The following is a 13499-nucleotide window of genomic DNA, read 5'->3' on the forward strand; positions in this document are numbered from 1 at the left end:
ACGCAGCGCAGGTCCGGAGCGAGGAAGGACGCGAAGTGAACGGGAGGCGTTGCGCCTCCCGGCGGCAGGACTTAGAAGTCGCGCTTGTAGAAGATGTCCAGGGAGCTGGCAAAGCCGCTGGCCGCTTCCAGGTAGACCTTCTTACTCAGTTTGTAGCGCAGGGCGATGGTGCTGGCCGGCTCGAACACCCCGACGCCATAGCGCAGGCTGAGCTTCTCGGAAATATTGCCGCTGGCCACCACGCTGGTGCTGTTGCCGCTGCCCTGGGTATCGAGCTGGAAGTCCTGAATCCCCAGGTTCTTGGCAATACTGCCGGTGAGTTCGGAGCTGCCCATCAGCCCCAGCCCCAAGGCGGCCTGGGCCAGCATGTTGTTGTCCTCTCCGGTGGAGCTCAGCGGCCGTCCCAGCACCAGATAGGACAACGCCTGCTCCTGGCTCATGGCCGGTTCGGAGAAGATCTGCGTCGCCGGTTGCTCGGCACTGCCACTGAGGCGGATGCCGGCGATCACGTTGTCGGTCTGGCGCACCGCTTCGATGTCCAGGTACGGCTGGTCGATGGGACCGGCGAACAGCAACCGCGCCCGCCGTACCGTCAGGCGCTGGCCGTAGGCGCGGTAGCGGCCATCGTTGAGCCACAGCTCGCCGCGGGTGTCCATGTTGTCGCCGATATGCACGTGGCCCTGCAGGTTGGCGGTCAGACCGAAGCCGGCAAAACTGAGTTTGTCCTGCCCCACCTCAACATCGATGTTCATCGCCATGGCCATGGGCTTTTGCCCCTCTTCGGTCTGCTGACCGACGATGACCGTGTCGTCGGACACCTTGACCGTGGACGGCGGCAGTTCACGCACGGTGATCTGGCCCCTGGGAATCAACACCTTGCCATCGATCGCCAGCTTGTCGTCGCGCAGCGAGATCTTCAGATCCGGCGCCACTTCCAGCGCCGCATAGGGCTCGACCGTCACCGGCAGCTGCGTGCCCTTGAGATTCAGGTCCACCATCAGCGCCCGGCCCCAGGCCAGGTTGCCAGTGAGGCTGCCCTGCCCGGACTTGCCGCTTTTCCAGCCGCCATCCAGGCGCACGCTCTCGCCCATGATCTGTGCGGTCAATTGCAGGTCTTCGAGGCTGGTGGGCAGCTCCGAGCCGGACACCAGTCCGTCACTGAGCTGCAGGTTGCCATTGACCTGAGGCGCCAACAGCCCGCCCGACAGGCGACCACTGCCATTCAGGTTGCCGCCAAGCTTCTCCACCATGGGCACGAAGGGCCGCGCCACCGACAGGTCCAGGCCCGTGAGGCGAAACTCCCCGGACAGGGGTTTGTTCCTCGCCAGCGGATTGATCTGCGCCTGCACCATCAACTGCCCCAGCTTGCCGCCCTCGAACTGCAACTGGGTATCGATGCGCCGCGGGTTGAGGCGGGTATCGAGCTTCAGCGCCTGATAGGGGAAGTCCAGCCACTGATCCTTGTCCTTGACCCGCAAGGTGCCACCACTGGCGTCCAGGACGACCTGCCCCTTGGGCCCGCTGGCCGGCAGATCCAGCTGCACCTCGGCATTGAGCAGGCCTTTCCAGGCGAAATCCTTGGGCAGCCATTGGGCCAGGCTGTCGATGGGGAAGCGCTTGAGGTGATAACGCAGCTTCGGATCAGGCATCAAGCGCTGGTCTTCACCGCACAGGCTGGCATCGCCACTGACCCAGCAGTGGGCACCGAAGTTGAGAGTGCCACTGGCCAGCCGCTCGAGTTTGGCCGGGCCTTGCAGCTTCCAGTCCTGGCCGCCGGACTGCACCTCGCCATTGGCCAGGCGCCCACGCCAGTTGCCCTGGTCCAGGGTGCCGTCCAGTCCCAGGGCCAGCTTCAGCAAGGGACCTTGCAGGTCCAGCTGCAGGGCCTGTTGCTTGATATCGCCCTGGCCGGCCAGGGTCAGGGTGCCAAGCTGAGTGTCCCCCGCCTGAATCCCACTGCCCTTGAGCTCCACCCGAGCCTTTTGTGCACCATCGAGCGTGGCATTCAGCTTGAGGTTTTGCAGGCGGTTCTCGGCAAAGGCCAATTGCTGCCCCGCAAGATCCACCTTGCCCTGGGGCGCCTTGAGCGTCCCTGCCAGGTCCACCCGACCAGTGAGCTGCCCGCGCAACTGCGGCCAGAGCTGGCCCAGCCGTGGCAGCTTGATGTCCAGTTGTCCGGCCAGCTTCTGCTGCAGGCTGCCCGTCCCCTTGATGCTGTTGTCACCGAGGCGGATGTCCAGCGCACTCAGCTGCCACTGCTCTCCCGCGCCGTCGGCCTTGGCCTGCAACAGCGCCGGCTGCCCTCGCAGGCGGCCCTTGAGGTCAAGGTCGGCAGTGAGCTTGAGCTGTTCATTCTTCATTTCACCCTGACTGCGCAACGGGCCGGCCAGGGTCCCGGGCAACTCCGCCAGCCAGTAGGCCGGATTGATCGCCGACAGGTCCAGGGCCGTGTCCCAGGCCACGCCATCGGCAAATTGCAGGTTCAGGTGACCTTCGGCCTTGCCTTGCCCCGCCACCAGCTTGAACTGCGGCAGGTAGATTTTGCTCAGGTCGCCACTGAACGGGCTGCTCAGGCTGAAGGCGCCGGCCGGACCGTCCAGGTCGCCCTTGAAGTTGCCCAGGTAATGACCGTCGCGATAAGCCACCTCGGCGTCGAAGCTGCGGACCCGCACGGCCGGCTCATCGATCAGCGGATACAGGCGGTGCCAGGGGAAATCCAGCCAGGCGAGCTTGGCCTCGGCGGAAAAACCTTCGCTCCAGTCCAGTTGCCCGCTGAGCTTGAGGTGCTGCTTGTCGCTGGCATTCAGGTCCAGAGCGGCAATCTGCGCCCCCTTGGCGTCGACCTTGCCCGAAAGCACCAGGGCCACCGGCCCCTGCTCCGCTGGCAGGCTGGCCTTGCCAGCAAGCTGGTAGCCGCTTTTCAGGTCGCCGTTGCCGGTCAGTTCCAGCTGATCCAGCTGCAGGGTGTCCGGCAGATCGGCGCTGGCCTTGAAGCCATCGGCAGTGATCCGCACCTCTGCCGGCAGATTCTCCGCCAATGGCTGCAATTGACCGCTCAATTGCCCTTGCAGGTAGCCGCTGCTGTCGGCATGCAGCTTCAGGGTCTTGAGCAGGTCGCCTTCCACCTTCAGCGCCAGGGACCAGGGGCCGCCACCGGGAGCCGGCAAAGCGAGGGTGCCCTGGGCGGTCAACGGCCAGTCGCCAGCCGGTTGCAACAGCCCGGAAAGGGCCAGGCTCAAGTCATCGCGCTGCAACTGCAGCGAGTCGATCTGCAGGCCTTGCGCGGTCCAGTGCGCCGCCAGTTGCAAGCCCTTGAGCTGTTCGCTGCCGTTGAGCAGCAGGCTGCCGATCTGCACCTGGCCCAGTTCGATGGCCAGTGGCAGTTTCAGCTGCGGCAGGCTGATGGGAGCGGAATCTGTTTCTTCTTCGGCACCGGGCGGCAATTGCAGGCTGACCTGCTCGGCCTGCAATTGTTCGATGCACAGGGTGCGGCGCAGCAGGCAGGCCGGAGACCAGGCGAACTTCACCAGGCTGAGCTCGACTCGATTGTCGCCCTGTTGCCAGAGCAGGTGATCGGCGCTCCATTGGCCGCCGAGGCGGCCATCGAAATGCACCAGGGTCAGACCCGGCACCCGCGCCAGGGCCCAGCGACTGCCGGCCTGGGTCCCCAGCACGGTGGTTACCGCCAGGATGATCAGGATCACCAGCGCAAGGACCGCCAGCAGCGTTATCTTCAAACCACGCTTCAAAGCTCTGGCCCCATGGAAAAGTGCAAACGAATACCGCCGTCATCATTCATCGCGTGGGCCAGGTCGACCCGGATCGGCCCGACCGGCGACACCCAGCGCAGGCCCACGCCCACCCCGGTCTTGAGGTTCGGCAGTTCCAGTTTATTGAAGGAGTTGCCCTGATCGACGAAGGTCGCGATCCGCCATTTCTCGGCAATGGAGTATTGGTACTCGACACTGCCGGCCACCATGTAGCGGCCACCGATGCGATCGCCTTCGGCGTTTTCCGGCGACAGGGTCTGGTAGTCGTAACCGCGCACACTCTGGTCGCCACCGGCAAAGAAGCGCAGGGACGGCGGAATCGACTTGTAGCCGTTGGTGGCGCTGCCTCCGAACTGCACCCGGCCGAGAAACCGGTGATTGTCCCAGGCCGTGGTCAGGCCCTTGAGCAGCACCGTGCCGTACAACAGATTGGTGTCGGAACCCACGCCTTCCTTGGCCAGCTTGGTGTCGAACTGGATGCGATAGCCGTTGTGCGGATCGATGCGGTTGTCGCTGCGCAGGTAGGAATAGGTCAGACCGGGCATCAGCAGATTACTCAGACCCGAGTCGTCTCCGAGGCGGTATTCCTCGCGTTGATACTTCAGCGACACCACCCGCTGCCAGCCGCTGGGCAACTTGCTGTGCCACTCGGGGCCCACCGTGAGCAACTTGCTCAGGGTGTCGGTGCCGGCGAGCTCTTCGTTCTGGTAACCACCGGCGAAGCGCAACTTGTCGGTCAGCGGCGGATCCAGGGGAATGTCGTACCACAGGCCGATGTTCTGCCGGGGCGCCGAGACTTCCGCCTCCCAGCCGTAACTGTGGCCCTGGGGATTGACCCAGTGTCGAGTCCAGTTGGCCTTGACCCGGGGACCGACGTCGGTGGAGTACCCCAAACCCAGCCCCATGGTCCGCGGCTTGCGCGTCTCCAGCTGAACCGCCACCGGAATCACTTGGTGTTCGGCGGCCGAGGGGGCGGCGTCCACCCGCACGCCTTCGAAATAGCCGCTGGACTGTAGCGCCTGGTTGAGTTCGGCGATCAGCTCCGAGTCATAGGGGGCTCCGCTCTTGAAGGGCACCATGCGCCGCAGCAGGTCTTCATCGAACAGCGAATCCCCGGTGAAGCTGACCTTGCCCAGGGCGTAGCGCGGGCCGCTGTCGTACACCAGCTCGATGTCGGCGACGCCGGCCAGCGGGTCCACCGAGAGTTGCTGGCGAGTAAAGCGCCCGCTAAAGAAACCGTAGCGCGAGGCCTGGTTCTGGATCAGGCGCTTGGCGTCTTCATAATGGCCATGATTGAGCACCGCGCCCGGTTTGAGCTGCTCGCTGTCGGGGGTGCGAAAAGACTTGAGGGAAGCCGCCGGGCCTTCGACGCGGATCGTGACATTGCGCAGATGCACCGGCTCGCCGGGATCGATGCGCAGCAGCAGACGGGGCTTGTCGCCACCGCGCACTTCGCTCTGGATATGGGGCTGGTAGTAGCCCAGGGCCTGGGCGGCTTTCTTCGCCTGCTCCTCGGCTCCCCGGCTGAAGCGCAGCAGGGCTTGCTCATCGCGATCACCGACGTCGCCAATGTAACCCTCCACATTGGCCTTCAGCTCATCATTGGCGGGCTTTACCCTGACATCCAATTCGCTCTGCGCCAGCGCCGCACAGCTTGTGAACAACAGCAAAAAGCCGCTGGTAAATCTTCCTGGAAACTTCATAGGCGCGGATGCTATCACGAGCTTGGGAGGGCGATAGAGCGCTCAAACGCACGGAAAGTTCTATATCAGCCTGTTGCACTTTGTAAGAGCTGGGGATTGGGGTGGAAGAACACATGCTCGCGCACCGGTCCCACGGCCACCTCGCCGACTTCGGCGTACCCCTGACGCTTGTAGAACTCCAGATAACGGGGATTGCCGGTGTCCAGCACCACCCCTTGGGAATGCTCGTCCACCGCGCACCAGTTGTGCACCGCCGCGAGCAGCTGCTCGCCAAAATGCTGCCCCTGAAACTGCGGATGCACCCCGAGCAACGGCAATACATGGACCGCGTCACTGGGCAGACAGGCCTGCACCGCCTGGTGGTACTCCAGGTAACGCCGGGTGCAGCGAAAACCGGTGCTGAGCACCATGCGCAGGCGCCAGGCCCAGCTTTCGGTGATCCCCAGGCGCCGTTGCGGTGGAGCGATCAAGGCAATGCCGATCAGCCGGTCGTTGACCAGCAGGCCAATGGCCGGCAGATCCTGAAGAAAATGCTGCTTGACCAGCTCGCGCACCGTGGCCCGTACCCGTTGTTCGTAACCGGCGCGCTCGGACTCGAAAATGAACGCGAAAGTCGGTTCATGCCGGTAGGCCTGGTACAGCAACGACCGCGCTTCGCGGGAATAACCGCTGTCGAGCATGTGGATATCGGCAATGGTGTTGGAGGTATCAGGCATGACGGTCACTCTCCCCTGGCCCCGGCTCAAGTGGCCGCGCTCTTGTTATTACGAGCCCTGCACGGCGCTGATCGTTCCCCGCGCCCAAGGACATTAGCAGCGCATCCACGGCGCTGCCACGCTGGTCGACCCGGGCGTTGTCAGCTAGCATCGCTGTTTTGCCAGGACCGCCGACCATGAAGATCGTCTCGTTCAATATCAACGGGCTGCGCGCCCGCCCTCATCAGCTGGCGGCGCTGATCGACAAACACCAGCCGGACGTGATCGGCCTGCAGGAAACCAAGGTCGCCGACGAGCAGTTCCCCCTCGCCGACGTCCAGGCCCTGGGCTACCACGTGCACTACCACGGCCAGAAAGGCCATTACGGCGTCGCCCTGCTCTCGCGCCAGGCGCCGCTGGCCCTGCACAAAGGTTTCGAAGGCGATGACCAAGACGCCCAGCGACGCTTTATCTGGGGCACCTTCGCCGACGCCCACGGCACGCCGGTGACCATCATGAACGGCTACTTTCCCCAGGGCGAAAGCCGTGACCATCCGACCAAGTTCCCGGCCAAGGAGCGCTTCTACAGCGATCTGCAACACCTGCTGGAAAGCCGCTTCAGCAATGAGCAGCCCCTGGTGGTCATGGGCGACGTGAACATTTCCCCGGAAGACTGCGACATCGGCATCGGCGCCGACAACGCCAAGCGCTGGCTCAAGACCGGCAAATGCAGCTTCCTGCCGGAAGAGCGCGAGTGGATGGCCCGCCTGAAGAACTGGGGCCTGGTGGACAGCTTCCGTCACCTCAACCCCGAGGTGAACGACCGCTTCAGCTGGTTCGACTACCGCAGCCGCGGCTTCGAGGACGAACCCAAGCGTGGCCTGCGCATCGACTTGATCATGGCCTCCCAGGGCCTGTTGCCGCGCATCAAGGATGCCGGCGTCGACTATGAACTGCGCGGCATGGAAAAACCGTCGGATCATGCACCGATCTGGCTCGAACTGAGCTGATCGACAGGCATGAAAAAGCCCATCGTCAGATGGGCTTTTCTTGCTACCGCTTACATGTGGACCACTTCAACCCGTTCAGTGGTGCCGGCTGCTGCGATGGCGTTGATGGCGCTCTCGAGAGTGGGCTCCGAGTCGTACAAATGGCTGACCAGGATCACTTCCTTGCCGGCCTTGAGCTTGAAATAAGGTTTGCCGCCCGATGAAATTTTCTTGACGTAACGCTCGGGAGAAGCGCAGTGTGCGCGGAACAGGCCGAGAGCCGCCTCGGCACTGTCCCGGCAGGGGAATCGTTCGCTTTGAAGCATGGTCTGCGCCTCCTTTGTCTTCAGCAAGAATCTGCATGCACCACTGCCATACTGCTTCAGCTCGAACCAGGCACTCATTTGTAACTCCTTTGCTTACCACGAAATAGCAGCACAACACTGCCGAGGCATCCGCGGGGATGAAGCGTTGGCAGTCGCCCCAATCCCCGCCAGACAAAGTTGCCCACTCTACGCATCGATCAGAGGCCGGTCTTTAGGACAAGTCTCAAAAAATCTAGAGAAAACAGCTATTTACGATGTAGGACTTCCGCCATTTATTGCCGAAAAGCGCCATCGGTCACATCTTTGTCACCTCCCTGACTTAATCTCGCCCGCACTTCCCCTCTTCCTATATAGAAGGCCAGTGCCGCCATGCCCCGCGCTTCCACCGCCAGTGAACGAGATATCTGGTGCCGGACCATCAGCCTGTTTCTGATCGGCTTCGTCTGCTACGCCCTGCCCTGGTCGGTGTTCGCCGCCCTGCCCCTGGCGACCGACAATGCCACCGTGCTGCGCATCCAGGGCTCCAACACCATCGGTGCCAGACTCGGTCCGGCGCTGGTCAAGGGCTTGCTGGAGCAACAGGGCCTGCGCGACATCCGTATCGAGCCCAGCGGCAAGGACAATGAGCAACGGGTTCTGGGACAAAGCCCCCAGGGCCGGACAGTCAGAGTGGAGGTGGCCGCCCACGGTTCGAGCACCGGCTTCAGTGCTCTGAAAAACGCCCAGGCCGATGTGGCTGCGGCTTCCCGCCCCATCAAGGACAGCGAACTGGTGGACCTGGAAAGCCTGGGCGACCTGAAGAGCCCCGGCGCCGAACAGGTCATCGCCATTGATGGCTTGGCCATCATCCTGCATCCGCACAACCCGCTGAACCAGCTGAGCACCGAGCAACTGGCCCGCCTGTTCAGCGGCCAGATCAAGACCTGGGAAGAGCTGGGGAGCACCGGCGGCGCGGTCCATCTGTATGCCCGGGATGATCAGTCCGGCACCTACGACACCTTCAAAGAGCTGGTCCTCAGCCGTCGTGGCAAGACGTTGAACCCGGCAGCCAAGCGTTTCGAGTCCAGTGAGCAGTTGTCCGACGCCGTCAGTCACGACCCGCAAGGCATCGGTTTCATCGGCCTGCCCTATGTGCGCCAGGCCAAGGCGGTGGCGATTGTCGATGGCGAATCCCAGCCCATGCAGCCCCTCAACAGCCTGATTGCCACCGAGGACTACCCGCTGTCGCGGCGTCTGTATCTGTACCTGCCCCCCAACGGCCAGAATCCCTGGGCCACAGCCTTGGTGAATTTTGCCCAGAGCGCCAAGGGCCAGGCCATCGTCGCCGCCAACGGTTTTGTTGCCCAGACCGTACAAGCCATGCGGGTAACGCCCAGCCCACAGATGCCCGAGGCCTACCAGCAACTGAGCCGGGACGCGCAACGCCTGAGCGTGAACTTTCGCTTCGAGGAGGGCAGCGCCAATCTGGACAACAAGGCGCGCCAGGACCTGAATCGGGTCCTGGACTACCTGCGCCAGCACGGCAAGCTGGACCGCCAAGTGACCCTGGCCGGATTCGGCGATGCCAAGAGCGACCCGGCACGTGCCGCCCTGCTGTCCAGGTTGCGAGCCATGGCGGTACGTCGGGAACTGGTGAAAAGCGGCGTGGTGTTCCGCGAGATCCGCGGTTTTGGCGCCGAGCTGCCGGTGGCGGCCAACAACGCCGACGAGGGCCGGATCAAGAACCGGCGAGTGGAAGTCTGGGTCTATTGAGCCCACAACCGCCGACCGGCCGGACGCTTGCCCGACCGGCCGGCAGCGATCTCATCAATGCCCGCTGCGCTGCAGCTCCCTGGGCACGTACTTGCCGATTTCGTACTTGCCGATGGCCGCACGGTGCACTTCATCCGGGCCGTCCGCCAGGCGCAAGGTGCGTTGCATGGCGTACATGTAGGCCAGGGGGAAGTCATTGGACACGCCCGCCCCGCCGTGAATCTGGATCGCCCTGTCGATCACCCGCAGCGCTACGTTTGGCGCCACGACCTTGATCTGGGCAATCTCGCTCTTGGCCACCTTGTTACCCACGGTGTCCATCATGTACGCGGCCTTCAGGGTCAACAGCCGAGCCATGTCGATCTCCATTCGCGAGTCGGCGATCTTGTCGATGTTGCCCCCCAGGCGAGCCAGGGGCTTGCCGAACGCGGTGCGATTCACCGCACGCTTGCACATCAGCTCCAGCGCACGCTCGGCCATGCCGATCGAGCGCATGCAGTGATGAATGCGCCCCGGGCCAAGACGCCCCTGGGCAATCTCGAAACCGCGACCCTCGCCCAGCAGCACATTCTCGTAGGGCACCCGAACGTTGTCGAACAGCACCTCGGCGTGGCCGTGAGGCGCATCGTCGTAGCCGAACACCGGCAGCGGACGGACGATCTTCACCCCGGGGGTATCCACCGGCACCAGGATCATCGAGTGCTGCTGGTGGCGTGGCGCATCGGGGTTGCTCAGGCCCATGAAGATCAGGATCTTGCACCGCGGATCACAGGCGCCGGAGGTCCACCACTTCTTGCCGTTGATCAGCCACTGGTCGCCGTCGCGCACCGCGCGGGCGGCCATGTTGGTGGCGTCGGACGAAGCCACGTCCGGCTCGGTCATGGCGAACGCGGAGCGGATCTCGCCGCGCAGCAGCGGCTCCAGCCAGCGCTGCTTCTGCTCTTCATTGGCATAGCGCACCAGCACTTCCATGTTGCCGGTATCCGGCGCCGAGCAGTTGAACGGCTCGGGGCCCAGCAGCGAACGGCCCATGATCTCCGCCAGTGGCGCGTACTCAAGGTTGGTCAGACCGGCACCCAGTTCCGACTCAGGCAGAAACAAATTCCACAGACCTTCAGCCTTGGCCTTGAGTTTGAGCTCTTCCATGATGGCGGTCGGCTGCCAGCGATCGCCTTCGGCAACCTGACGCTCGAAGACCGCTTCAGCCGGATAAACATAGGCATCCATGAACGCGGTGACGCGCTCACGCAGCTCCTGAACCTTGGGGGAATAGGCGAATTCCATGGGCAGTTCTACCTTTTTGAAGAACGGGTGTTGGGGGACTGAAATCGATGCTAGATCAGCTACGAAAATTTACCTAGCCTATTCTCGGCGTGTATTAACATTCATCACCGATATATGATCGGCTGATCCGAAAGGCTTCCGAGCCTCCCTCACAGGCCCTAACAATAAGAGTGCAGCGCCATGAATCTGAGCAAGGTCGACCTCAACCTCTTCATCGTTTTCGACGCGATCTACACCGAAGCCAACCTGACCCGCGCCGGGCAGATCGTCGGCATCACCCAGCCGGCGGTGTCCAACGCCCTGGCGCGTCTGCGCGAGACCTTCAACGATCCGCTGTTCGTCAGGACCGCCCAGGGCATGGTGCCCACCCCCATGGCACAGAACATCATCGGTCCGGTGCGCAATGCCTTGTCGCTGCTGCGGGTTTCAGTCCAGGAAAGTCGGATCTTCAACCCTCTGCAAGCGGTCAAGACCTATCGCATCAGCATGACCGACCTGACCGAGGCGGTGATCCTGCCGCCGCTGTTCCAGCGCCTGCGCCGCCTGGCACCGGCGGTGATCATCGAAAGCTTTCTGTCCAAGCGCCGGGAAACCACCAAGGAACTGGCGGCCGGGCGCCTGGACTTTGCCGTGGACGCCCCCCTCAACACCGACCCGCAAGTGCGCCATGTCAAGCTCATGGAAGACCGTTATGTGTGCGCCATGCGCAAGGGCCACCCCCTGGCCGGCAAGGAAAAATTCACCCTGGACGATTACCTGTCCCTGACCCACATCCATATCTCCAGCCGTCGCAGCGGCCTGGGCCATGTCGACCTGGCACTGGGCAAGATGGGCATCCAGCGCAAGATCGCCCTGCGCTCCCAGCACTACCTGATGGCCTCCCAAGTGCTGCAACAGACCGATATGGTGATGACCGTGCCGGAGCGCTTTGCCCGGCGCCATGACCTGCAGGCATTCAATCTGCCGGTCCATGACGTACCGCCCGTGGAAACCCACTTGTATTGGCACGAAAGCACCGACCAGGACCCGGCCAATCGCTGGATGCGCGAGCAGATGATCGAGTTGTGCCAGCAGGTGACCGCCTACGAGAAGAAGCTCGACCAGCAGACCGCCTGACCCCTTCGCCGGCAAGCCCTCACGGCAGCAGCCGGCTTGCCGGCGAACGGGATAGACGCGGATTGCTTGACGTATACGTAAACCTGCCTTTAGCTTAGCGCCAAGTCCCACCTTGAGCGCCTCCATGAGCAGCCAGACCTACAGCATCTCCGACCTCGCCCGCGAGCTCGACATCACCACCCGGGCCATCCGCTTCTATGAAGAGCAGGGCCTGTTGGCCCCCGAGCGCCGCGGCCAGGAACGCATCTACTCGCCCCGGGACAAGGTCAGCCTGAAGCTGATCCTGCGGGGCAAGCGCATCGGATTTTCCCTGGCCGAGTGCCGTGAACTGATCGAACTCTATGACCCCAGCAGCGGCAACCTCAAACAGTTGCACAGCATGCTGGCCAAGATCAGCGAGCGCCGTGAGCAGCTTGAACAGCAGTTGCTCGACATCGAACAGATGAAGCTGGAACTGGACACCGCCGAAGAGCGCTGCACCCAGGCACTGCAACAGACCCTCCAGAACCAGAACAACCCCGTCCAATAATCCCCGGGACACCTGCGCGGCTCGTGCCGGCAGCCGCCCTCCTCCATATAAGGTGAACCTGTATGTCACTCCCCAGCCATGTACGCCTGATCGAAGTCGGTCCCCGCGACGGCCTGCAGAACGAAGCCCGGCCCATCAGCGTCGACGACAAGGTGCAATTGGTCGATGCCCTGACCGCAGCGGGCCTGGGTTATATAGAAGTCGGCAGTTTCGTCTCGCCCAAGTGGGTGCCGCAGATGGCCGGCTCGGCCGAGGTTTTTGCCCGCATCCAGCGCAAGCCGGGGGTGGTCTACGGCGCGCTGGCGCCGAACCTGCGGGGCTTCGAGGACGCTCTGGCGGCCGGGGTCAAGGAAGTCGCGGTGTTCGCCGCCGCGTCGGAGTCGTTCTCCCAGCGCAACATCAATTGCTCCATCAGCGAAAGCCTGGAGCGCTTCGTGCCGATCATGGACGCCGCCAAACAGCACGGGATCAGCGTGCGCGGCTACGTGTCCTGCGTACTGGGCTGTCCCTATGAAGGCGAAGTGGCTGCGGAACAAGTCGCGCTGGTTGCCCGCGAACTGTACGCCATGGGCTGCTACGAGGTGTCCCTGGGCGACACCATCGGCACCGGCACCGCTGGCGCCACCCGCCGCATGTTCGACGTGGTAGGCGCCCAGGTGCCAAGGGACAAGCTCGCCGGTCACTTTCATGACACCTATGGCCAGGCCCTGGCCAACGTCTACGCCAGCCTGCTGGAAGGCATCGCGGTGTTCGACAGCTCGATCGCCGGTCTCGGCGGCTGCCCCTATGCCAAGGGCGCCAGCGGTAACGTCGCCACCGAAGACGTCCTCTACCTGCTCAATGGCCTGGGCATTCACACCGGTATCGACATGGACCGCCTGATCGACGCCGGTCGGCAGATCTGCGCGGTACTGGAGCGTCCGAGCGGCTCCCGGGTGGCCAAGGCGCGTAACGCCGGCTGAGTCAGTGTGCGGCCGGGTGTTACCGGTCGCTCTGAACCGTGGCTGGAACGAGTAACACGGAAACAGTTTGTCGATTTTCTTGTGGTACAGGTTGTCCTACAAAATCATCAAGCCATTGATTTAAAAGGACTTTAAAAAGTTGGCACGGCTTCTGCTATCTCTATGGCATAACAAGAATAAAAAGCAGCAAACCTAATAAAAATAAGACGTAACGACTCTGACATAACAAAAACAACACGACAGAGACGCAGCTAACAGATTTTTTTGGAGAGGATGTAGTGTGCAGGAGGGCTTGCAAGAGCCACCCGCAACCGGTCAGAGAACAATAAAACTACCCTGAGGTAGCTCCCGAACTGGTTGGATCGCCCTGGCG

10 protein-coding genes are annotated in these 13499 nt (G+C 62.9%); 5 read left to right on the top strand and 5 right to left on the bottom strand.

Translation table 11 applies throughout. The features are described from left to right. Window positions 1–71: 71 nt before the first annotated feature. The 3 genes from POS17_RS19870 to POS17_RS19880 form a co-directional block, all read right to left on the bottom strand. Window positions 72–3749, bottom strand: coding sequence for a translocation/assembly module TamB domain-containing protein (locus POS17_RS19870; protein WP_060840149.1), 3678 nt, complete (start codon window positions 3747–3749; stop codon window positions 72–74). Next, window positions 3746–5473, bottom strand: coding sequence for an autotransporter assembly complex protein TamA (locus POS17_RS19875; protein WP_060840150.1), 1728 nt, complete (start codon window positions 5471–5473; stop codon window positions 3746–3748). Before POS17_RS19875 ends, POS17_RS19870 begins: the two co-directional genes overlap by 4 nt. Before the next feature lie 65 nt (window positions 5474–5538). Beyond that, on the bottom strand, window positions 5539–6189 hold the full coding sequence (locus POS17_RS19880; protein WP_060840151.1) for a GNAT family N-acetyltransferase: 651 nt from the start codon (window positions 6187–6189) through the stop codon (window positions 5539–5541). A 176-nt stretch (window positions 6190–6365) separates the two neighbouring features. On the opposite strand from POS17_RS19880, the gene xthA reads away from it, so the two are divergent. Next, window positions 6366–7178, top strand: a complete 813-nt coding sequence (xthA, locus tag POS17_RS19885) for an exodeoxyribonuclease III (RefSeq protein WP_060840152.1) — start codon at window positions 6366–6368, stop codon at window positions 7176–7178. A gap of 50 nt (window positions 7179–7228) precedes the next feature. Here the strand turns inward: xthA and POS17_RS19890 are convergent, their stop codons facing one another. Next, window positions 7229–7561 carry a DUF1508 domain-containing protein gene (locus POS17_RS19890; RefSeq protein ID WP_016965736.1) on the bottom strand — a complete coding sequence of 111 codons (333 nt, stop codon included), beginning with the start codon at window positions 7559–7561 and terminating at the stop codon, window positions 7229–7231. A 291-nt stretch (window positions 7562–7852) separates the two neighbouring features. Here POS17_RS19890 and POS17_RS19895 point away from each other — a divergent pair, with 291 nt between their 5' ends. Continuing rightward, the gene (locus POS17_RS19895; protein ID WP_060840153.1) at window positions 7853–9235 is read left to right on the top strand and encodes a substrate-binding domain-containing protein; all 1383 of its coding nucleotides are present in this window, start codon (window positions 7853–7855) and stop codon (window positions 9233–9235) included. 54 nt (window positions 9236–9289) lie between these two features. Here the strand turns inward: POS17_RS19895 and POS17_RS19900 are convergent, their stop codons facing one another. Further along, the gene (locus POS17_RS19900; protein ID WP_060840154.1) at window positions 9290–10519 is read right to left on the bottom strand and encodes an acyl-CoA dehydrogenase; all 1230 of its coding nucleotides are present in this window, start codon (window positions 10517–10519) and stop codon (window positions 9290–9292) included. A gap of 180 nt (window positions 10520–10699) precedes the next feature. Here POS17_RS19900 and POS17_RS19905 point away from each other — a divergent pair, with 180 nt between their 5' ends. The 3 genes from POS17_RS19905 to POS17_RS19915 all read left to right on the top strand — a co-directional run bounded on the left by POS17_RS19905 (window position 10700) and on the right by POS17_RS19915 (window position 13126). Further along, entirely contained in the window at window positions 10700–11635 is a 936-nt protein-coding gene (locus POS17_RS19905; RefSeq protein WP_060840155.1) for a LysR family transcriptional regulator, read from the top strand. A gap of 124 nt (window positions 11636–11759) precedes the next feature. Then, a complete protein-coding gene (locus POS17_RS19910) occupies window positions 11760–12164 on the top strand; it encodes a MerR family transcriptional regulator (protein ID WP_060840156.1) in 405 nt (134 codons plus the stop codon). 62 nt (window positions 12165–12226) lie between these two features. Continuing rightward, window positions 12227–13126, top strand: coding sequence for a hydroxymethylglutaryl-CoA lyase (locus tag POS17_RS19915; RefSeq protein WP_060840157.1), 900 nt, complete (start codon window positions 12227–12229; stop codon window positions 13124–13126). Window positions 13127–13499 lie beyond the last annotated feature (373 nt).

Origin of the sequence: Pseudomonas sp. Os17, assembly GCF_001547895.1 — a bacterium.
Classification (GTDB): Bacteria; Pseudomonadota; Gammaproteobacteria; order Pseudomonadales; family Pseudomonadaceae; genus Aquipseudomonas.